At 59.6% G+C, this 20,665-nt stretch carries 24 protein-coding genes; 14 read left to right on the forward strand and 10 right to left on the reverse strand.

The features are described from left to right. The 6 genes from EOA19_RS31400 to EOA19_RS31425 form a co-directional block, all read left to right on the forward strand. Positions 1-597 (forward strand): c-type cytochrome (locus tag EOA19_RS31400; RefSeq protein ID WP_128305814.1); only part of this gene is annotated, 597 nt, incomplete at its 5' end. Continuing rightward, complete coding sequence (gene ctaD, locus EOA19_RS31405; RefSeq protein WP_128305815.1) at positions 594-2,567, forward strand: cytochrome c oxidase subunit I; 1,974 nt, start codon at positions 594-596, stop codon at positions 2,565-2,567. The genes EOA19_RS31400 and ctaD, both read left to right, overlap by 4 nt. Then, the gene (locus tag EOA19_RS31410; protein ID WP_128305816.1) at positions 2,564-3,169 is read left to right on the forward strand and encodes a cytochrome c oxidase subunit 3; all 606 of its coding nucleotides are present in this window, start codon (positions 2,564-2,566) and stop codon (positions 3,167-3,169) included. Before ctaD ends, EOA19_RS31410 begins: the two co-directional genes overlap by 4 nt. Before the next feature lie 133 nt (positions 3,170-3,302). After that, positions 3,303-3,512 carry a hypothetical protein gene (locus tag EOA19_RS36155; protein ID WP_245486393.1) on the forward strand — a complete coding sequence of 70 codons (210 nt, stop codon included), beginning with the start codon at positions 3,303-3,305 and terminating at the stop codon, positions 3,510-3,512. Further along, positions 3,509-4,387 (forward strand): cytochrome c oxidase assembly protein, encoded by an 879-nt coding sequence (locus EOA19_RS31420; protein ID WP_128305818.1) that lies wholly within the window; start codon positions 3,509-3,511, stop codon positions 4,385-4,387. The genes EOA19_RS36155 and EOA19_RS31420 overlap by 4 nt, the downstream gene beginning before the upstream one ends. Then, the gene (locus tag EOA19_RS31425; protein ID WP_023811925.1) at positions 4,368-4,784 is read left to right on the forward strand and encodes a cytochrome c; all 417 of its coding nucleotides are present in this window, start codon (positions 4,368-4,370) and stop codon (positions 4,782-4,784) included. The genes EOA19_RS31420 and EOA19_RS31425 overlap by 20 nt, the downstream gene beginning before the upstream one ends. Before the next feature lie 80 nt (positions 4,785-4,864). On the opposite strand, the gene EOA19_RS31430 is transcribed toward EOA19_RS31425, so the two are convergent. From EOA19_RS31430 to EOA19_RS31450, 5 genes are all read right to left on the reverse strand, one after another. After that, entirely contained in the window at positions 4,865-5,704 is an 840-nt protein-coding gene (locus EOA19_RS31430) for a DUF3618 domain-containing protein (protein ID WP_023811924.1), read from the reverse strand. After that, a complete protein-coding gene (locus tag EOA19_RS31435) occupies positions 5,701-6,093 on the reverse strand; it encodes a phage holin family protein (RefSeq protein ID WP_023811923.1) in 393 nt (130 codons plus the stop codon). Before EOA19_RS31435 ends, EOA19_RS31430 begins: the two co-directional genes overlap by 4 nt. Beyond that, a complete protein-coding gene (locus tag EOA19_RS31440) occupies positions 6,090-6,695 on the reverse strand; it encodes a hypothetical protein (RefSeq protein ID WP_128305819.1) in 606 nt (201 codons plus the stop codon). Before EOA19_RS31440 ends, EOA19_RS31435 begins: the two co-directional genes overlap by 4 nt. A gap of 316 nt (positions 6,696-7,011) precedes the next feature. After that, a complete protein-coding gene (locus EOA19_RS31445) occupies positions 7,012-7,857 on the reverse strand; it encodes a manganese catalase family protein (protein WP_023811920.1) in 846 nt (281 codons plus the stop codon). Between the two features lie 175 nt (positions 7,858-8,032). After that, positions 8,033-8,950 carry a hypothetical protein gene (locus EOA19_RS31450; RefSeq protein ID WP_164893091.1) on the reverse strand — a complete coding sequence of 306 codons (918 nt, stop codon included), beginning with the start codon at positions 8,948-8,950 and terminating at the stop codon, positions 8,033-8,035. Between the two features lie 360 nt (positions 8,951-9,310). On the opposite strand from EOA19_RS31450, the gene EOA19_RS31455 reads away from it, so the two are divergent. Next, a complete protein-coding gene (locus tag EOA19_RS31455) occupies positions 9,311-10,483 on the forward strand; it encodes a glycosyltransferase (RefSeq protein ID WP_128305820.1) in 1,173 nt (390 codons plus the stop codon). A 2-nt stretch (positions 10,484-10,485) separates the two neighbouring features. Continuing rightward, the gene (gene glf, locus EOA19_RS31460) at positions 10,486-11,628 is read left to right on the forward strand and encodes a UDP-galactopyranose mutase (RefSeq protein ID WP_128305821.1); all 1,143 of its coding nucleotides are present in this window, start codon (positions 10,486-10,488) and stop codon (positions 11,626-11,628) included. 87 nt (positions 11,629-11,715) lie between these two features. On the opposite strand, the gene EOA19_RS31465 is transcribed toward glf, so the two are convergent. After that, entirely contained in the window at positions 11,716-12,882 is a 1,167-nt protein-coding gene (locus EOA19_RS31465) for a beta-glucosidase (RefSeq protein ID WP_128305822.1), read from the reverse strand. Positions 12,883-13,087: 205 nt separating this feature from the next. Between EOA19_RS31465 and EOA19_RS31470 the strand changes: the two genes are divergently transcribed. The 4 genes from EOA19_RS31470 to EOA19_RS35490 all read left to right on the forward strand — a co-directional run bounded on the left by EOA19_RS31470 (position 13,088) and on the right by EOA19_RS35490 (position 15,776). Continuing rightward, positions 13,088-13,963, forward strand: coding sequence for an MBL fold metallo-hydrolase (locus EOA19_RS31470; protein ID WP_128305823.1), 876 nt, complete (start codon positions 13,088-13,090; stop codon positions 13,961-13,963). A gap of 339 nt (positions 13,964-14,302) precedes the next feature. After that, positions 14,303-15,037, forward strand: coding sequence for a Crp/Fnr family transcriptional regulator (locus EOA19_RS31475; protein WP_023811914.1), 735 nt, complete (start codon positions 14,303-14,305; stop codon positions 15,035-15,037). 19 nt (positions 15,038-15,056) lie between these two features. Then, entirely contained in the window at positions 15,057-15,293 is a 237-nt protein-coding gene (locus EOA19_RS31480) for a hypothetical protein (RefSeq protein ID WP_128305824.1), read from the forward strand. A 201-nt stretch (positions 15,294-15,494) separates the two neighbouring features. Further along, the gene (locus EOA19_RS35490; RefSeq protein ID WP_164893089.1) at positions 15,495-15,776 is read left to right on the forward strand and encodes a hypothetical protein; all 282 of its coding nucleotides are present in this window, start codon (positions 15,495-15,497) and stop codon (positions 15,774-15,776) included. Between the two features lie 681 nt (positions 15,777-16,457). Here EOA19_RS35490 and EOA19_RS31495 read toward each other — a convergent pair. The 3 genes from EOA19_RS31495 to EOA19_RS31505 form a co-directional block, all read right to left on the reverse strand. Next, positions 16,458-17,408: an NAD(P)/FAD-dependent oxidoreductase gene (locus EOA19_RS31495; protein ID WP_245486395.1), complete on the reverse strand. Its 951-nt coding sequence runs from the start codon at positions 17,406-17,408 to the stop codon at positions 16,458-16,460. Positions 17,409-17,506: 98 nt separating this feature from the next. Beyond that, a complete protein-coding gene (locus EOA19_RS31500) occupies positions 17,507-17,791 on the reverse strand; it encodes a hypothetical protein (protein WP_023811910.1) in 285 nt (94 codons plus the stop codon). Between the two features lie 111 nt (positions 17,792-17,902). After that, positions 17,903-18,151 carry a hypothetical protein gene (locus tag EOA19_RS31505; RefSeq protein ID WP_127296096.1) on the reverse strand — a complete coding sequence of 83 codons (249 nt, stop codon included), beginning with the start codon at positions 18,149-18,151 and terminating at the stop codon, positions 17,903-17,905. Between the two features lie 510 nt (positions 18,152-18,661). Between EOA19_RS31505 and EOA19_RS31510 the strand changes: the two genes are divergently transcribed. Next, entirely contained in the window at positions 18,662-18,988 is a 327-nt protein-coding gene (locus EOA19_RS31510) for a low affinity iron permease family protein (RefSeq protein ID WP_023811908.1), read from the forward strand. 1 nt (position 18,989) lies between these two features. Then, positions 18,990-20,321, forward strand: coding sequence for a phospholipase D-like domain-containing protein (locus EOA19_RS31515; protein WP_245486396.1), 1,332 nt, complete (start codon positions 18,990-18,992; stop codon positions 20,319-20,321). A 114-nt stretch (positions 20,322-20,435) separates the two neighbouring features. Here the strand turns inward: EOA19_RS31515 and EOA19_RS31520 are convergent, their stop codons facing one another. Next, complete coding sequence (locus EOA19_RS31520) at positions 20,436-20,657, reverse strand: hypothetical protein (protein WP_128305826.1); 222 nt, start codon at positions 20,655-20,657, stop codon at positions 20,436-20,438. Positions 20,658-20,665: the final 8 nt, after the last annotated feature.

The raw sequence follows: 20,665 nt of genomic DNA on the forward strand, positions 1-20,665 counted from the left end.
GCTACGCCGGGCCGCATCCTGACGACGGCAAACGAGATCCATATCCCTGCCGGCGAGCCGGTGCGGCTGCTATTGACCTCGACCGATGTGATCCATTCCTTCTGGATCCCAAGCTTGGCCGGCAAGCTCGATCTTATCCCCGGCCACATGAACGTGCTGGATATCAAGGCGGACAAGCCGGGCGTCTACCGCGGTCAATGCGCTGAATTCTGCGGTGCGCAGCACGCCAATATGGGCACCTTCATCATCGCCGAGCCGCGCCCGAAATTCGATGCCTGGCTGAACGACCAGTTGCAGCCGGCCGGCGCGCCGGCGAGCGGCGAAGCCAAGGCCGGCGCGGACCTGTTCCTCAAACGCCCCTGCGTGATGTGCCACAGGATCGGGGGAACGCCGGCCGGCGGAACGGTGGCTCCCGACCTCACCCACATCGCCAGCCGGAAAACATTGGCGGCCGGAACGCTGACGATGAGCCGCGGCAATCTCGCCGCCTGGATAGCCGACCCGCAAGGCATCAAGCCGGGTTCCCACATGCCAGTGGCAGATCTCAATGGCGACGAGCTCAACGCAATTGTGGCTTATCTCGAGGGACTGAAATGAGCAGCGCCGATATCACAGGCGACCGCCACATCCCGGAACTGGATACCGCCTCCAAGGGCGACCTCGCTCCCGAAGGCGACGGACCCCGGGATACGGGAATGGATGATGCCAGTCTGCATCGCTGGCTCGAACGCACTTGGCGGACGCCGTCCGGTATCTTTGGAGCGCTGTCTAGCGTCGATCACAAGGTGATCGCACGACGCTATTTGATCACCGCTTTCGTCTTCCTTGGTCTTGGCGGTCTCAACGCTGTCGCCATGCGTATCCAGCTTTCGGGACCGCAACGCGGCCTGATCGGGCCGGACCTCTACAACCAGCTGTTCACCATGCATGGCGTTACGATGATGTTTCTGTTCGCCGTGCCCATCGTGCAGGCGACCGGGATCTACCTGGTGCCGCTGATGGTCGGCACCCGCAACATCGCGTTTCCGCGCCTGAACGCGTTCAGCTATTGGATCTACGTCTCGGGCGGCGCTTTCGCCTGGGTGTCCTTTGCCCTCAACATGGCGCCGGATGTCGGCTGGTTCGCTTACGTGCCGCTGTCCGGCCCCGAATTCGCACCGGGCAAGCGCGCCGATGTCTGGGCGCAGATGATCACCTATACCGAAGTGTCGTCACTGGCCGTCGCGGTGGCAACCATCGTCACGGTGTTCAAGCAGCGGGCCCCCGGCATGTCGCTGGACAAGATCCCGCTCTATGTCTGGGCGATGCTGGTCACTTCTTTCGTCGTCGTCTTCGCGATGCCGGCGGTGATGATCACCTCGACTTTCCTGATCCTTGACCGGCTGGTCGGCACGCACATCTTCAACCCGGCGGAAGGTGGGGATGCTCTGCTGTTCCAACACCTCTTCTGGTTCTTCGGCCATCCGGAGGTTTACATCATCTTCCTGCCGGCGACGGGCATGGTGTCCGCGATCATTCCTGTTTTCGCCAGGCGACCGACATTCGGTCATCTCGGGCTGGTCCTGTCGCTGATCGCAGTCGGCTTCCTGTCGTTCGGGCTCTGGGTTCACCACATGTTCGCCACGGGATTGCCTAAGCTCGGCGCCAGTTTCTTCACCGCATCCAGCATGCTGATCGCCATTCCAAACGGCGTGCAGATCTTCTGCTGGCTTGCAACACTTTGGGACGGCCGGCCGGTGATCCGGACGCCATTGCTGTTCGTCTTCGGCTTCTTCTTCATCTTCGTCATCGGCGGGCTGACCGGCGTCATGCTCGCCTCGGTGCCACTGGATCTTCAGGTGCACGACACCTATTTCGTCGTCGCGCACTTCCATTACGTGCTGATCGGCGGCTCGGTGTTCCCGCTGCTTGGCGCGGCTTATTTCTGGTTCCCGAAGATCACCGGCCGCATGATGAGCGAACGCCTTGGGCGGTGCCATTTCTGGCTGGCCTTCATCGGGTTCAATGCGGCCTTTTTCCCGATGCATCTCGTCGGCCTATGGGGCATGCCACGACGGGTCTACACCTATCCGGCCGAGCTTGGCTGGGGCAACATCAACCTTTTCATCTCGGCAGGGGCGCTGCTCTTCTTCCTGAGCTTTGTCCTGTTCACTTTCAATCTTGTGCATGGCGCGTTGAAAGGCACCTCGGCCGGCAACAATCCGTGGGACGCAGGAACCTTGGAGTGGGCAACATCCTCGCCGCCGCCGAGCTATAATTTCGCACGCATTCCCATCGTCACCCATATCGAGCCGCTCTGGGCCGAGCGCGAGACGCTCCCTGTAGCGACCGGGCTCCGCGTCGATGCGCGCGAGCTCCTCATCTCCACCGTGGCGGAAGCTCATCCCGACATTCGTGAGAAATCGGCCACACCGTCGATCTGGCCTCTTTTCGCGGCGCTCGCCGTCGGTGGTACGTTTCTCTATTCGATTTTTACGCCTTGGGCCATCGTCTGGGGCGCCGCGCCGATCGCCATCACGTTGATCGGTTGGTTCTGGCCGAAGGGCGATCCGGAGGACCAGGAATGAAGCATCGAGTTGCCGCCGATCTTTCAGGACTGCCGACCTTCGGGCATGGTCCGCATAGCCCGACCTGGTGGGGCACGTTGGGCTTCATGGCGCTCGAAGGCACCGGTTTCGCGCTGGCGGCGGGCGCGTATCTCTACCTTGCGCTGTCATGGCCAGCATGGCGGCTTAGCGCACCGCAGCCGAACCATTGGCCCGGAACGATCGTGATGATTTTGTTTGTCGTCAGCCTTGTGCCCAACCACGTCCTCCACCGCCACGCCAAGCAATGCTCCATGATTCCGGTGCGGATCGGCCTGGTGGTCATGTCGCTGCTCGGCATCGCTCCGCTCGTCGTGCGCTGGTTCGAATTCCCCGCCCTCAACATCTATTGGGACACTAACGCCTATGGATCGATGCTTTGGGTGCTGCTTGGCCTGCACACCACGCACCTCATAACAGATGTCGGCGACACCATCGTGCTGACAGTGCTGATGTTCACGCGCCACGGCTATAGCGGCCGGCGCTTCGGCGATGTCGGCGACAATGTCTTCTACTGGGATTTCGTGGTCCTGACCTGGATTCCGATCTACGTGCTCATCTATTGGGCGCCGAGGCTAGGCTGAGATGCGAGCGTTGCGGTTGGGAACGTCTTGGGGTGGTCTTCTGTCAGGTCCGCTGGCCTGGGCGGTCTCGACACAGCTGAATTATGCGCTGGTGCCTTGGCAATGCAACCGCCAGGTGCCGGTCGTGCTTCCCGTGGCGCTGCTGCTCGTCTTGTTGTCGCTGCTCGGCGGGGCGCTGTCGTGGCGGGCGAAGCGGCGAGGCGGTGCCGGATTCAAACCGGAGCGTACGCGCGGCACAGACCGCTTCGTCGCCAATCTCGGGATGTTGTCGGCGTTGCTGTTTGCGCTTGTGATCCTCATGCAAGGCAGCGCGGCGCTGATCCTGGATGAGTGCCTGCGATGAACCTGGACGCGCTGTTCCCTACTTCCATCTGCTACGGCGCCGGCGCGCCCGGGGCCGGGTGGACGTTCGCGCTGCCCATCACCCTGCCACTCGCCGTGCTTGCCTTGATATATGTCGTTGGCGCGAGCCGGCTTTGGCGGCGCAGCAGCCGCGGCAGGACGTTGCGGCTGCGCCAGGCTCTGCTGTTCACGGCCGGATGGGGCGTGTTGACAGCCGCATTGGTCAGCCCGATTCATATGCTCGGCGAGCAGGTCTTTGCGGCGCATATGATCGAGCATGAACTGCTGATGGCCGTGGCGGCGCCGCTGTTGGTCTCTGCCTGCCCGGCTGCGGCCTTGATGTGGGGCCTACCCACCCGGTTCCGGCGCATTCTGGGAATTGCAGGACACGCCAATTGGCTGAGGATGGTCTGGGCCTTCGCAACGCGGCCGATCAGCGCGACCATTATCCACGGCATTGCTATATGGATCTGGCACATTCCGGTGTTGTTCGAGGCCGCGCTCGAACGCGGCGTGCTGCACTATGCACAGCACGCGAGCTTCTTCGGAACAGGGCTGCTGTTCTGGTGGGTCCTCTTGCCGCGTCCCGGCCGCCAGCATGCCTACGGGAGCGCAGTGATGCACCTCTTTGTCACCTCGCTGCATACCGGGCTGCTCGGCGTCCTCCTGTTGCTCTCGCCGCGCCTCTGGTACCCGGAGAACGCCGTGGGAGCGGCACTGTGGAATTTGAGCCCCCTGGAGGACCAGCAACTTGCCGGGCTGGTGATGTGGGTTCCGGCTGGATTGATATATGGCGGCGCAGCGCTGCTGCTGGCCGCGTTGTGGATCAAGGCGAGCGGAAGGAGGGAGGCGGCGCATGCGTACGAGCTTGTCTAAACTGCTTGCCGCCGTCATCGCCGCGCTAGTGCTGCTCGTCGCGGCCGTGGCCGGAATGACCTGGTGGTCCGATCGGGCCGCGCGCGTCCGCCACGAGGCGGAGGCGGCCACGGGCGGTGACACTGCGAGGGCCTTGCCGATCATGACTGCGAATGGCTGTTCCGGCTGCCATACGATTACGGGCGTGCCGGGCGCGCAAGGGCAGGTCGGTCCTCGCCTGGATGCCAGTCTTGCTGGCCGCGTCTTTATCGGCGGCGGGCTAGCCAACAATCCAGAGAACCTGATCCGCTGGATACGATCGGCCAGGGAAATCGATCCGCACACGGCCATGCCATCGACACGGATCACGGAGCAGCAGGCGCGCGATATCGCGGCCTACCTCTACGCTCTGAAATGACTCGAGCGGTTCACCGTTCGACGGACAGGCCGACCCCTTTCTCGAAGAGACCGACTTATCGTTGATCCAGGATTATCAAGCTAAGTTTGGCGCTGAGACGGATCGGAAATCCGTTCCCGCACGGCACGCTCGGTCTCGTCTGCTGTGGACTTCACGATCTCGCCGAGCTGATCGGCCATCGTGTCTGCTTCCATATGTTGCCGGCCAGCTTCCTGCTTGATGGTTTCATAGGCGTCGGCGGCGGCCTGCTTGGCCTCATCGAGACCCCTGTCCAGCATGGTTCCGGCGGTGTCGCGAAGCTTGTCACCAAAGGCGCCTAGTTGCTCATCCTCCGTTGTGGTATGCGGCAGCATTGCACCTATAGCGGCGCCGATAGCGAGACCGACGACCGCTACGGCCAAGGGTTGGTCTTCCAACAGATCTTGCGCGGAGCGGCTGGCTTTCGCCGCCATGTCACCAGTCATCGAGCTTGCATTGGCAGCGCTTCCCGTCAGACCCGCCGCAGCGGCCCTTGCGGTGCTCGATATGGTATCGCCGACGCTGGTAGCGCTCGATGAGAGCGAATCCGCGGCATCGGAGAGCGTGCCGCCGAAGCCGCCGCGCTCCCCTTCATCATGTCGTCCCGGCGCTGGAGGCAATGGGTAGCCAGCCGAACCGTGGGCCATGTTTGAGGTACCGCTGCCGAACATTAGCCAAGCCAGACCCGCGCCCACCATGGTGACCGGCAAAGGATTGTCTCGGACCTGTGTTCTGAGATTGCTGAGCATGGCCGAGCTCTCCCCTCCCGAAAACAGCCCGGTGAACTCATCCAGCAATTGTCCCGGCGTCATCTTGCCTCGAATGGATTCGGCGGTCTCCATCACCCGGGCGCGGGCTGCCTCTGCCTCGCGTTCAAGTTCGGCTGCGGATTTCTCTTTCATCTCACCTGTTCCTTGATCACGCTCGCATCGCGCTTGAGCTGTTCCTGGGTCCGGTCGGGGGTAAGTTCCGAAGGCGCCATGCTGGCCATCCCGGTCCGCAGCAGGATGACGCCGAGGACCGCCACGACCACACCGACCAGCAGGGAAGACCACCCCGCGCCAAGCCCTGCCCGCGTCAGTGCGATAACGAGTGCCTGCAGCAACACCACTAGCGCGGCGAGCAGGCAGATCGCGCCGCCCAGTACTTCCGCGGCACCTGCTCCGGCTTTGGTAAGCTTTTCAGAGAGCTCTGCCCGAAACAGCCTGGCTTCGGTTTGCACCAGCGTGGTGACGTTCTGGGCCAGGTCCGTCACCAGCCCGGCAAGGCTGGTATTGTCCTGTGTGCTCATCTGTCTTGCTCCGCATTCTGAGTGGCCGGATCCTCGCCTAGAAGGTCGAAATTCTGGGAACTGTCGGCGGACCAATCGGCGGCCTGGCTGGACGTGATGTCTCCCGACGCTCCCTGATCTGCTTCAGGACCCGCCGGCGGAGAAGCCTTGATGAACCGCCCGAAAGCCAATCCGGCCAATACCGATCCGGCAAGCAAGACACCGGGATTTTGCCGGCCAAAGGACTGCACGTCCTCCAGGACCTGGCCGAACGGCTTCTGTTTCAATGACGATGAAAGCCGCTCCAAGCCACCGGCGGCATCCAATGCGAACTTCGATGCGTTCCTTTCATCGTTGTTGGCCAGGTGGTCACTGGCTGCGCGCAGTGCGCCGCCCAGCGCCGCCAGACTCGATCCGATGTCGCGCTGAGCTTCCTCCGCCTTGTCGGAAAAGACATCCCTGGCCTCAGATGCATAGTCGCCAGCCTTACGGGTCACCGTGTCACGCGCGTCGTGTAGCAACTCGCTGGCACGTTCTTGTTCCAGGCGAAGCCTGTCGGAAACGTCGCTTTTCGCCTTGTCAAAATCGGTGGGCTGTCCGCCCTGATCGTTCTCACGCTGCATGGGCCACCTAGTGAAGACCGAGGAAGGAGAGGACCGCGAGCACGACAACGATAAGGCCGATAAGATAGATAACACTGTTCATGTGCACGTCCTCCGTGGCTCCCAACTTCGTGGAACCTCCGATGTTCCATTAGGTGAAGCATTTATAGCTAAGCTGAAAATGGAGAGCTCGTCAGGCACACACCAACACGAATGAGCTGCGCTGTCTCTCGTACACAGCGCCAATTGGCCGATATAACCGGGTGCGGCCGAGTCAGCGAGAAGCGCCAAGGGGGAGACAGCCAGTGCCGGCAGCCTTCGGTATTGCTAAGACAGCCTATTCGGCTGCCTGCCTGTCGATCAACTGCTCGCTCTGGGCGCCTGAACTTGGCCTTGGCGGCGAAAGCATGGGCTCCTCGCCCATTGGCGCAGCGGCAACAAGGGAGAACTCGCCCCTTCCGTCTATCGACGGTCCTTCGCTCCAACGTCCCCGCGCTGGTTCGACACCTTCGACGAAGCAATTGATGAAGGCATAGGATACCTCCTGATGCTCCTTCTCCTGCGGAAAGGAGTTGGGGACCGGCAGAGACGCGTTCAATCCGCCCATGTCTTCGATCGCCGCGAGCCACTGCTGTTGATGCATGGTGTCGCGCGCAATAAGGAAGGACAGCATGTCCTTCATGCCGGGATCGTTGGTCATGTTGTACAGGCGGGTAGCCAGTACGCGGCCGCTTCCTTCCGCGGTGACGTTTGCGACCATATCCGCGGCAAGATTGCCGCTGGCATAGACATGCGAAGCATTGAAGGGAACGCCGTTGGCGTTTTCAGGCAGTGCGGCCAGGCCGGTCGACAAGATATGGCGGAAGTTCATCCCGTTGAGGACCGAGCCGCCGACCGTGTCCGACGAGATGTCCTCCTGCAGCGAAAGTGGTGCACCCTCTAGATTGAGGGCGACCGCAGTCGCCAGCATTTCGATATGGCCGAGTTCCTCGGTCGCCGTGTTCAACAACAGGTCGCGGTATTTGGCCGGTCCGCGGCATCCCCATGCCTGGAAGAAATACTGCAAGGCGACGCGGATCTCGCCTTCTACTCCACCTATGGCCTGCTGCAACGCGCGGGCAAAGACTGGATTCGGCGTTTCCACACGAACCGGGTACTGCAATTTCTTGTCGGTGTAATACATGGCTGACTCCTGGTTTGAAGTCAGCCGAACCTCAGCTCGGACGCATTGTTCCGTACGAGGAGCACTTAATTCCGGCAGGCTTTCCGACAGGACGTCTCGAGCTACGGAAGCTCATTGCGCAAATGCGAGCAGTCCAGTCAGTCGATAGCGTCGGTGCCGAATGGCATCGGCCGAATCATGCGACCCTGGAAAGCAGAGCGACGTCACATCTGGCCAAGCCATAGCGCCACCGATGATCGGTCGTGGCGACCCGACTCTGGTAAAACAACGATAGTTGGCTGCCTTCGATCATCACCGTCGAGTGGCCGTTCTCTCCCGGCTGGCCTGGCTCCAGCACCGGGCCGATCGATACGTAAGGTCCAGCAACGTCATCAGCGATGGCGAAGAACACGCGTTGCCGGTTTCCCCGAAGTCCATTCGGCAGAAAGCAAGTGGCATTGAGAAGCACCCGACCGTCCGGCAACTCGACCAGCTGTGCGCCTTCTATGCCCCATTCATAGTCGGGATCCTCTCTCGTATTGTGGTGAGGAACATCATTATGGTCGAGTATCTTGCCGATCCGCTTCCAGGGACCGAACCACGAGTCGGATTGGCTCCGTGCGAGGTAGATGTCGGGTTGCGGCACCCTGGTGAATTTTGGCATGGCTGAATAGACGAGATAGCGCTTGCCGCCAATGACTGCGGGATGCGGATCGTAAATGCCGTCCTCCTCGGTGTCCGGGATGGCAAGGATCGCCGGGCTGAGAACCACCCACTGGAATCCGTCATTGGAAACCGCGTGCTCGCACCGGCCGCCAGACTTCATGAACTCGGTCTGGATGAACATATGAAAGACGCCGCTCTCGTGGATAACACCGGGCGCCGCAACACCACTCCCGTTGATAGGAAGTTCGATCGGCGGATGCTCGGTCCACGGTCCATAGAGGTCGGGCGCCGTGGCATGAAGGATCCTCCACGTCTCGGTGGTCACCGTGCCACCTGAGCCGAAGACGTGCCACAGACTGCCATCGAAGACAGGGCACGGGTCTTTGAGATCATCGACGCTTTGCGGATGAAACAGCGGAAAAACATTGGTCGCAAAATCGATCTTCATATCAGCCCCGGAATCTTGCCCTGCCAAAACCGAATCGCCAGTCGTGCAGGCGAATCAACGTGATGTTCTGCACATTTTATAGCCGACAAGTTCAACGCAAATACGGCAATGCCGTTCTCCACCAGTATTCCCCAGTCGCCCCGCGCCTCAAAGCCCGCCGGCACACGATAGCCGTTCTCGACTCAGCGAGCGGATCTCGTTTTCGTCTATCGAGCGGCGACTGAAGGCGCTCCATTTCACCTTGGAACAACTCACCTCGTTGAAAGTTAGGAGACGGGAACGAAGTTTAGTTCTCTCCCGTCCGCGACTAACAAATGTTAGTCGGAACATAAACGACAGACTAAAGGAAGGAAATCTTCAATGGAAGCAGCCTTGGGTGGGGCAGTCGCCAGTAACCGCGCTGGCAGGGAAAATCTACTGGTTTGCTTCTCCCATTTGCGGTGGAATTTCGTTCATCAACGCCCGCAACATATCCTCAGTCTCGCCTCCATGCAGCAGAGAGTGGTCTACTTCGAAGAGCCTGTTTTCGAAGACCTGCCACAGCCGCTGATGCGGACGAGCGAGGCAGCGCCAGGCATTCTAATTGTGACGCCAGTGCTTCCGCTCGGCATGTCGGCCGCGAAAGCAGATGCCGTCCAGCGGAGATTTGTCCAGCAGATCATAGCTTCAATGCCGCACAGCCGGTTGATCGCTTGGTACTACACGCCGATGGCTCTGCGCTTCACCGAGCACCTCGACCCAGACATATGCATCTATGACTGCATGGACGAACTCTCCGCATTCAAGAATGCGCCGCCCGAGCTGGGGCAGATGGAAAAGGCCCTGCTGCGCCGCGCCGATCTCGTTTTCACCGGAGGCCTAAGCCTGTTCGAGACCAAGCGTCACCTGCATCACGCGATCTTCCCTTTTCCTAGCAGCATCGATGTGAAGCACTTTCACACTGCGAGACGCCCAGGAAAAGAGCCAACCGACCAGGCCGGCATTCCTCATCCGAGGGTCGGATATTTCGGAGTTATCGACGAGCGGCTGGACGTCGAGCTCGTAGCGCAGGCGGCGGAGACTATGTCGGACGTGCATTTCGTGATGCTTGGCCCGGTCGTCAAGATCGACCCCGCAACCCTGCCCAGAGCCGAAAACCTGCATTGGTTGGGCGCGAAGGCCTACTGCGACCTGCCCCACTATATGCGCCATTGGGATGCCGGTTGGATGCCGTTTGCACTCAACGAAGCGACCCGCTTCATCAGTCCGACCAAGACGCCAGAGTTCCTAGCGGCCGGTCTGCCGGTGATCTCGACGGCAATCGTTGACGTTGTGCGCAGCTACGGCGCTGCTGGACTGGTGGAAATCGCCGACAGTGACGATCTGGAAATCAAGCTGCGCTCCATTCTATTGCGACCTCGTGAGACGTTCCTGCCGCAAGTCGACGCCTATCTTGCGGACATGTCTTGGCAAAAGACATGGAGTGGCATGACCGCTCACATCGAGCGTGCCTATCGAGGTAAGAAGGTCATCCCTCTCCGCAGGAGTGCATAGCCATGTTCGATTGGCTGATCGTCGGCGCGGGATTTGCCGGCAGCGTGCTTGCTGAAAGGATAGCCTCCCAGCGCCACGAAAGTGTTCTCCTGGTCGACCGCCGCAGCCATGTCGGCGGCAACGCCTATGATTGCTATAATGAAGCCGGCATCCTCATCCATCGTTATGGGCCACATATTTTTCACACCAACAGCCAGTCGATCGTGGACTACCTCTCGCAGTTCACGGAATGGCGCACATACGAGCATAGGGTGCTGGCGGCCGTGGATGAGAAACTGCTTCCCATCCCGATCAATCTCGACACGGTAAATCGCCTTTACGGCCTCGACCTGAATTCCACACAGTTGGAGGAGTTCTTCGCGTCGCGGCGCGAAACCGTAGAGGACGTACGAACGGCCGAGGACGTCGTCGTCAGCACGGTGGGACGCGAACTCTATGAGAAATTCTTCCGTGGCTACACCAGGAAGCAATGGGGCGTCGATCCTAGCAAACTGAGCAAATCAGTGACGGCACGAGTGCCGACCAGAACCAACCGTGATGACCGCTATTTTAGCGACAGCTTCCAGAAGATGCCGGCCGGCGGGTACACGAGAATGTTCGAACGCATGCTCGACCATCCGAACATCAAGGTCATGTTGCAGACCGACTTCCGCGAAATTCGTGACGAGATACCATTCAACCGCCTGATCTATACCGGCCCGATCGACGAATACTTCGGCTGGCAGCTCGGGCGTCTTCCTTATCGCTCGCTCCGTTTCGAGCACGTCACCCTCGACCAAGAGCAGTTTCAGCCGGTTGCCGTCGTCAACTACCCCCAGACGGAAGATTACACCCGCATCACCGAGTACAAACATCTGACCGGCCAGCAGAACGCGCGGACCAGCCTGACCTACGAATATCCCACCGATATCGGGGACCCGTACTATCCGGTGCCGCGGGCCGAAAACGAAGAACTCTACAAGCGTTACGAAGCGCTCGGCGCAACCTGTCCCGACGTGTGGTTTGTCGGCCGCCTGGCAACCTACCGCTACTACAACATGGATCAAGTGGTCGGGCAGGCCCTGGCAACCTTCGCCCGCATCCAAAAGAGCGTCCCGGAATGGGCGAGCGCGGGGAAGGCGTCGTTGGCCGAAGGGGCGCTGTAGCTCCCCACCTAGACGTACTTGGGAGCATCGGACCTGGCAACGCGGCGCCAACAGGCGCTCGCAACAGTCCTCGTGCCGCTGATGTATCTAACGCGTCGGGTTCGCCGCGAACAAAGTTTGCTGGCGGGCCAATTCATCCGCGATGGGCGTGCGGACGTGTCGGCTGCCGTTCGCCTGGATGACCGAAAACAATCCCACTTCCGCATGCCGCGAATTGTCCCAGCCCGGATAGGCGGTTATCGGGTATAGGCAAATACCTTCGATCGGCGCTTCGAGACCGATTGCGGCACGCACCTCGTCGCAGACATAATGGAGCCAAGCCGCCCCGCCCGATCCTTCGGAGCCGGTCTCGGCGATGAACATCGGCTTGCCGTATCGACGCGCGACCTCAATCAGCATCTCCGATAGGGCACGGTACTCGTGATGCCCCATCGGAATCGTCGGCCCGTTTAGGTACCACTGATTGTGTGGGTAGAAATTCAGGCCAACGACATCGACAACATCTTCGCTGCCCCCCAACTCTGGTTCTGCCCGGCCCAGCAGCATGTCGTAAGCTTCGAACTGTCCGAGACGGGCATTTTCGGCCCGGCGCCATTCGGTCCGCGTTCGGTCGCGAGGAGCAATGTGGATAAGCGGCTCGGCCCAGACAAATCTGCAAGCGGGATCGACCTCCCGCATTGCCCGAACGCCAGCTATTGCAGCTTTCACGAGGTGCCGCTTGAACCATCCCCGCTTCTTCGGGCCGACGCGCGGGAAATACCCGACCTCAACAGCCCAGGCGAAAAACGAAATTTCGTTGATTGGGCACAACAGAGGCGCTGTACCGGCGATTGAACGATGGACCCTCACAGCTTCCGCAGCGAACGAGGCATAGGCATCGATGAAATGCATCGACCCCTGTTCAACGTGGTCTGGAGATCCGTAGTGGAAAATGTCCCAGATGACCTGGACACCTGCCGATTGCGCTGCTTCGACCATCGGCGTCCAGCTTGACCAGTCATAGGTCCCAGGAGCGGTTTCGATGAGGTGCCAGCGCAAACCGTCGCGGATGGTACGAAGACCGAGTTCGGCGCAACCGCGGTAGTCGCCCAGGGCATGCAAATAATGCGACGTCGCGCGGATAAGATCGAGGCGAACGCCGTCCTTGCGCCGGTGCGACGAGCACTCAAAGCCAGCCATGAAAAAACTGGCGAACGCCGACGTGCCCGCAATCGAAGTCAAGCCATCGCTATCGCTTTGTGCTGCTTCGCTCATGCGGCAACCCCTTCTCATTTGCCATGCTGCACCATCGTCCAGTGTATTACTCAGGGCCAAACCCGGATGGTCGAGCCTTTGTTCCCCGATCGAGCCCACCGAGCCGGTGGAGCAGACAGGAGCCAGGGAACAAGGTGCGCCGAGGCAAGTTCGGGACCGAGCCGTCATCGATTGTCCAGCGGTTACAACGGAGGCAGGGAACAGCATGACCGTTCAGATTCGACTTTCCGACATCGACCATGCCAGGCGCGAGGATCGTGGCGACGGCGTCTGGAGCATCGCGCCGGATTTGGCCTATTTGCGGCTGACAATCGTGAATGTCGTGTTCTTCGGCGCTCCCGGCAGCGGAGATCGAAACTGGGTCCTGATCGATACGGGTTTGCCGACGTCGCGAAGCAGCATCCTGGCGGTCGCGGAAAAGCGCTTTGGAGCCGGCGCGCGGCCCGCCGCGATCATCTTGACCCATGGCCATTTCGACCATGTGGGAGCGGTTGTGGATCTGGCCGGCACATGGGATGCGCCCGTTTTCGCGCACCCGCTCGAGCGTCCCTATTTGGACGGAACCGGGTCCTATCCACCGCCTGATCCTTGGGTGGGGGGCGGCCTGATAGCGCTGCTTTCGCCACTCTTTCCTCGTGGCCCAATCGATCTCGGAGATCGCCTGCAACTCTTGCCGGCCGACGGATCGGTCCCCGGCATGCCCGGATGGCGCTGGCTGCACACGCCCGGGCATGCGCCGGGGCATGTCTCTCTCTGGCGCGAAGAAGACCGCTCGCTGATCGCTGGGGACGCCTTCATCACCACGGGTCAGGAGTCGGTCTATGAAGTCGCCGTTCAGGACTTGGAGATGCATGGTCCACCGCGCTACTTCACACCGGATTGGGATGCGGCGGAAAAATCCGTGAAACAACTGGCTGCGCTGAAGCCGCAGATGGTGATCAGCGGACACGGAGCGCCAGCTGCGGGAGTTGGCATGCGCCAAGCCCTCGACAGACTGGCTGAGCGGTTCACGGCATTCGCCGTGCCGCCGCGGATGAAGTTCGTGCGTGAGCCAGCCACTGTTTCAAATAGCGGAGCTTAGCGGAGCGCCAGGAGCTGTATTGCCGCTCCAAGGTGCTTGCAGATTGTCTCGGCGGAACAACCTCGTAGCGCCAGTTGGGGCATATGTTCCGTTGCGGACGTCAAAGCCTTGCCGAATTGGCGCCAATGGTTATCTCAGCGACAATTTCGAACACAGCCCATGTCATAGGTTAATGCGTGGCTCCGCAGGCTCCCCTATGGGCGGCATAACTGCGGGTTCGATTGTGCGGCGGTCCAATCACCCGCCGAACCGGGCCCGTTCTCCGCCGCCGCTCTGTAATGTCACGGAACTTTCAGCGCGATTGCAAGTTCGATAAATAACATAAGCTAGGTAGCCAATTTGTCTCCCACCTCATCCTCGGATGTACTTATCCGCAAACTCCTGAGCATCTCGGATGTTCGACAGACCGACATCGACGTTTTGAAGAGCATCCCGATCCAGGAGAAGGATTTTTTGGCCAACTATGACTTGGTGCGTGAGGGGGACCGTCCTGTCAGTTCGTTTGTCGTTTTGGATGGCCTGCTCGGTTCTACCAAACATACCGGCGACGGGAAACGGCAGATCACATCCTTCTTTGTGGCTGGTGACATTCCGGATCTGCACGGCCTGCATCTGTCGGTCATGGATTGTAACTTTTCGACCCTCACGCCGGCCAGAATGGGCTTCATACGGCATGACGCTCTTCGCGCCATTTGCGAACAGCATCCTCGAATCGCGACGGCTTTTTGGCGGTCGACCCTGATCGATGCAGCGATTTACAGGGAATGGGTCACTAATGTGGGAAGACGTGAGGCATACACGCGCATGGCTCACATATTGTGCGAACTGATTTTTCGCTTGCGCTCGGTTGGACGCATCCAGGATCACGTCGCGGATCTTCCCATTACCCAGGCAGCCCTTGGCGATGCATTGGGCTTGTCCACAGTCCACGTCAACCGAATGCTTCAGGAACTTCGACGTAGAGGCCTCATCGCCACCACAGGATCAAGAGTGCATGTTCTGGATTGGCTTGGCCTCACTCATGCAGGTGATTTCGACACGACCTACCTGCACCAAAGGAACCCTGCAGTTTAGTGGTGACGGAAGCTCTCGCATGGCACGATTTTTCTTTGATAGTGGCGATCACGATCTGGTCTTCGAGGACCAAATCGGCATCGAATGTGCCGGTTTGGAGGAGGTGCGCCGCGTGGGCTTCGAGGGCCTTATCGACCTTACGAGAGATGCACTCGCTGAGGTGGACGGGCAGCAGGTGTTTGTTGAAGTGCGGAACGAAAACGGCGACAGGATTCTGAGGCTGAGCATCTCGCTTCAGATCAAGTTGATGAGGTGAAGTGCGCACCGGACTTGCCGCGTCAGAAAGCTGCCGAGCGACGGCACATCGAATGGCATGAACGGCGAGGAAACCCGAACGCCGCGTGATCGCACAGTCGCACGAAGATGCCGCCGCCATTTGCGACCGACAGGCAAGCTTCGGTTCCCCACAGGGAAGAAATCGGCAAGGCACAGCAGAAGGCCATGGCCCGTCCCCTACTTGGCCCAACCCGAGCGATTTAATCGGTGTCGCGCATTTTTTGATGAAGTTCTGGAACGCGCACTTTCGGCGCTCGTTCATGTTGTCTCAGCAGTGGGTGTCGAAGTGCAACGAAAAGCGAACGAAGCAAGCCGGGTAGCGAAAGGCCAGGAACTTGAGGTCGAACATCTGGTCGAGCTCACGGACATTGATCCCAAGCAGGCCCGAACGCTGCTTCGCAAGCACGGCGCCGATTGGCCGAAGCTCAAAGATGAGGCGGAAGCTCTGAAGAAGGAAGACTAATCGTCACCTTCCCAGCGGTTGGCGAGAAAGCTGTTCTAGCTCATCCTCATCCGTGATCCCCGCTTGGTAGTAGGCCAGAATACGTGATGCGCGGCGTTCCCTCTCGGTTGCGGTTTCGTTTTTGATTTTGCTGCGTGCGAAGACGCGACTGAGTAGGGCAACTTCTGATGGCGTGAAGGCGTCTCTATGCATCGCATCTCAACTCCGCGCGCCGCCCGTCTCGAGAGGGGCCGAGGCTGAAGCTATGGTTGCAACCTCTGATGCCGGCCAGCAAGAATCGCAGAACAGGTCGTCCGGCGCGCGCTAACGCTGGACGAGAAAGAATGTTCCACGTATTCTCACGAGGCAAACAAAATGGCGTCCGCTCGCAACGGCCTTTTATCGGTCTACGCGTGATCTGCCTCAACTACATCCGGAAAGCCTCTTCCTAGATGGAAAGCCCGCCCCGGACAAAGCCGAGACGGGCCGAAGCTGCTTCGGCAGCCTCAAGGCCCAGACAATGAGGGAGGATTGTAGGCCTGCAGCCAAACCTCGTGCCGCAGTGAATGTTCCGCGGCTGTAACTGTTGGCGAGATCATCTGCTGCGATTGCAGGGCGCGGCAACTTCTTGTCGGCCGGGGTTGAGACGTTCCGACGCGCCGTCAAGCGGCCGACATCCCGATCAGCCGCGTGGTCTCATGTTCATTGAGAAGGCTGATCTGCAAATCCAGTCCGCTCAGCGCTCTCCAACTCTCTATGGGCATGCGACGCGGCAATGGCAGCCTGTCCAAAAGCGACGGCTATCTGGTTCAACGCTTTGACAACGTCACCGATGGCGTACATGCCGTGGATGGAAGTCTGCTGATGCTCGTCGACTGTGACATAGCCGTCTTTACAACATCTTGCGCCAACGGCCTCGGCGAGTTGAGAACGTACCTTGCACCCCAGTGCCAGATAAATGGCATCGAAGCGGTCTGACGTCCCATCTTTCAAAATCGCCTCGCAGCCGTCTGCTGCCGGACAGAGCGTGTCGAGAGCGTCACCGATGACTATGCCTCTTGCCCTCGCCGCACGACGAGTGCTGAGCGAAAAGTCGGATGCGTCGCTCCCAAGCATCGTTATGAGCGGTGTAAACCGACTGAGAAAAATGGCCTCTTTCAAGGCTCTCACGTCGTGCCCGACGACCGCAATCTTCTGGTCGATCGCCTCATACCCATCGCATACCGGGCAGAGTCGAATGACACCTGCGGCAATTGCCTCGCGTAGACGCGGAATGACGGGTGTCGTGTCGGTGATCCCTGTCGCCAAAAACACCTTGCGTGTCCGGATTGCGCCAATCGAGGTCTCAGTGACGAACCCCCCATGGGCAGGGGCGAGGGAATAGACCTGCCCTCCAACCAGAGTGGCTCCATACAAGGTGGCGTGACGTCGGAGGCGATCCAGAATATCGGCTCCACTTATCCCTTCGGGAAAGCCAGGACAGTTATGGCTCGTTGGGATCAAGGCGGCACGAGGATCGCCGGCATCGATCACCAGCACGCGATGGCGAAAACGGGCCAGATATTGAGCGGCGGTGAGTCCTGCCGGCCCGCCTCCGACGATCAGGACATCTTCGGTCTCGGCGGCCGGTCGACTGACGTGGCTATCGTGCATGGTTCGGCGCATCACCGGCGAACGATTTGGTTCGTGCGATGTTCCAAGGGCGGTTTTCGAGACATCTGGCTCGACGGCGACAGCGTAGACACCAGGCTTCAACCCGACCGTAAGACGCCAGGCTCCTCTGTTTCCTTGAACTCTTCCGTATCCTTGGGCGCAGCGACCAGATCCTGGAATCCGACAGTGGCGACGAGATAGCCTGCCTCATCGTAAACCTTCGTCACCCAACTGGTCGGGTCCACGCCGTCGACAATTCCGTCGAGCATGGCCTCTTTGGCAGCGCGCTTCGCCTCCCTGACAGCCTCATCTCGATCAGCCATATCGGCGAAGATTGCAGGCTGCGACATGCCTTCGATAAACTCGAAGCGAAATTTCGGCATCGGTTGCTCCAGTCGGTGTGCCAGCGGATCGGCCATTTCTGGCAGGTTTGACGGTCAACGCGGCGGTGTCGAAAAGGATGCAGCGGGTGGTGTTCGCATGACCATCCAACGTCAGGCAGCGTTGCTGCGTCCCATCTCCCAATCGTCCCGCCAACGTGCGCGCACGGCAATCATCAGCGTGGCCGCTTCCGTCATTCCTGTTTGGAACAGCCTGATCAACTCTCTTGCGACGGCATAGGCCGCCGCCGTGTCAGGCAAAATGGCAAATTCCTGGCACAGCGCGTCAAATGCCGCGCGAAGGATATTCAGGTCACTGGGGTAGAGAGCTTCTGTGTTCATGCGGATGGGTCGGTTAAGCATCAGGCTCCTCCAAACGGGCGAGAGTGCGATAGTCGCTCCAAGCAGCGAAACCCGTTACACAGCCGCGGACCACGGCTTTATGCGGCACAGCCCACCAGCTGTCATTAAACTATGATGCACTCGGCCGTTGTTCATGCGTGAAGATCGCCCACCGCCCATTCATCGCTTAACCTTCGCAAGGGTGTAGACGGCGAAGCCCTATACTCCAGCGACTATAACTCTTCGCGGCGCGATTGATGGGGCACAACGTGCAGCAGAATTTACCAAGCGCAACCGCAGGTGCCGAAGCGGCTGAATCCAAATCGCCTCGTCGCCGATATGAGCGTTTGCTGAACCGAACGCTTGGCGAGACTATCCAAATCAAGACCGTTCTCGATGCCGGATGGCATGTGGGAGGGCCGACGCAGGACACCTGGAAAGCGCGCGCTGCTCAACTGTACCTTTTGTTGATTCATGGCGGGGGGATATAATGCCCCGCGGAACCAGGGGCACTGCCGCGAGTTCTTTGGAATGGCAAATCATCCGGTCACGAGCGCCCTTACCTCAATCGGCACATTGACTTCCCGTCCCGCAGCGTTCCTGGTGTTGCTGGCCTATGCAATCCTTTGGATGATTTTCGAGCGACAGAGCTTGGATTGGCATGGAGCCGCTACATTGTTTACTTGGGCGATGACGCTGTTCATCCAGCGCGCGGAGCACCGCGACACTCAAGCGATCCACGCCAAGCTTGACGAGATTCTGCGGTCAGATCACGCGGCTTCAAACATCACGCGGATCGACGATGAAGAGCCCGAGGAGATCGAGAAACATCGCCATCGCCAGCAGCGGGGCGATTGACGTGCAGCCTTTCGGTTCCGTCGCGTCAGGCGCCCGCAAGAAGACCTCCGGCATTGAGTTCTGGCGAAAGGTGCTGATCTATCTGGCCATTGCCGCTATCGCCAGCCTGCTCACGGTGTTGATCATAAATCTCACTCCAGAGCCGCGCGTTTTACGATCAATCGTTCCCCACCGGTTTGACGCTACGGATCCCCAATTTTCCAAGACGATGAGCAGCTATTCGCAAGGGCAGATGTTCGGTTCCAATGCGGTCCAAACTCTCATCAACGGGGACGAAATATTTCCGTCAATGCTGCAAGCAATCGGGGCGGCTCGATCCAGCGTCGACATCGAGACATATATTTATTGGTCGGGAGCCATCGGCTACGAGTTCGCGATCGCATTGGCAACCAAGGCCAGCGAAGGCGTCGAAGTCCGCGTGAACGTCGACGGGGTTGGCAGCCTTCCCTTCGACGAGGACTTGATCCACATCATGACCACGGCCGGTGTGAGGTTCGAACGCTATCGGCCGCTACGCTGGTATACGTTGGACCGTGTAAACAACCGAACTCATCGCAAGCTGCTGATCGTCGATGGCCGGGTTGCTTTCACTGGCGGGGTCGGCATTGCCGATAATTGGCGCGGGAACGCACGCAACTCAAATGAATGGCGCGACACGCATTACCGGATCGAAGGACCCGCCGTGGCCGCATTCCAGGCGGCGTTCGCCGAAAACTGGCTTGAGATGACCGGCGAGACATTGCAGGGCGCGAAGTTCTACCCTGCAGTTGCGCCCGCTGGTGGGCTCGATGCCCAGCTAGTACTTTCTTCGCAGCCAAACGGCTCGGAGAACATGGAGTTGATGATGTTGGCGGCAATAGCCGCGGCCAAGGATCATCTGCGCATCGGCATGGCCTACTTCGTGCCGGACGACATAGCCCTGCAGCAGATTCTTGATGCAAGGAGGCGAGGCGTCTCGGTCGATGTCATCGTTCCCAATTGGCTGACGGACGTGCCTATAGTGCGAAAGGGTTCACGTTACTTCTGGGGCGAATTGCTCAAGGCCGGTGTGCGCATCTTTGAGTTCCAACCCACAATGTACCATCCGAAGCTTTTGATCGTCGACGATGTCTGGGTGAGCTTTGGCTCGGCTAATTTGGATGAGCGTTCCTTGCGCCTCAACGATGAGGCCACTCTGAATGTCTACGGCATGGAATTCGCGCGGACGCAAATAGACGTTTTCAACGAGGACCTGAAACGATCAAGGCAGGTCAGTGTGGAAGAATGGCAAGCTCGTCCGCTAAGCGAAAAGGTCACCGACTACTTTGCGAGCAGGTTTCGCTCCCAGCTTTAATAATAGCGAGGGTGCGGAGATGCAAAGTCCCCGCAATTGCTCGCCATTGGTATTGATAGACGCTCTCGGTCGAAGTTAAACGCCGTGCCGTGGTTCTGCACGGATGTGGAGAGCCTAAAATACTTCAATCACCGTACGGCTTCTCTTTTTGAGAGCCTGGATGGATTTGCGATGAATTTGCGGTTGCGCCGGCGACGTCTCCACCAGATGCTGTGCAAGCCTTGCTTGTCTCAGCCGCGCCGTCTTCTCCGCCCGTTCCGCTCGTTCAGCGTCCAGCATCTCTTGGCTGATACGCTTGGCGCGGTCGTATCTTTCCTTGTCGTGATTGCGAGTCACGGACACCT

Origin of the sequence: Mesorhizobium sp. M7A.F.Ca.US.010.02.1.1 (genome assembly GCF_004023085.1) — a bacterium.
Taxonomy (GTDB): domain Bacteria; phylum Pseudomonadota; class Alphaproteobacteria; order Rhizobiales; family Rhizobiaceae; genus Mesorhizobium.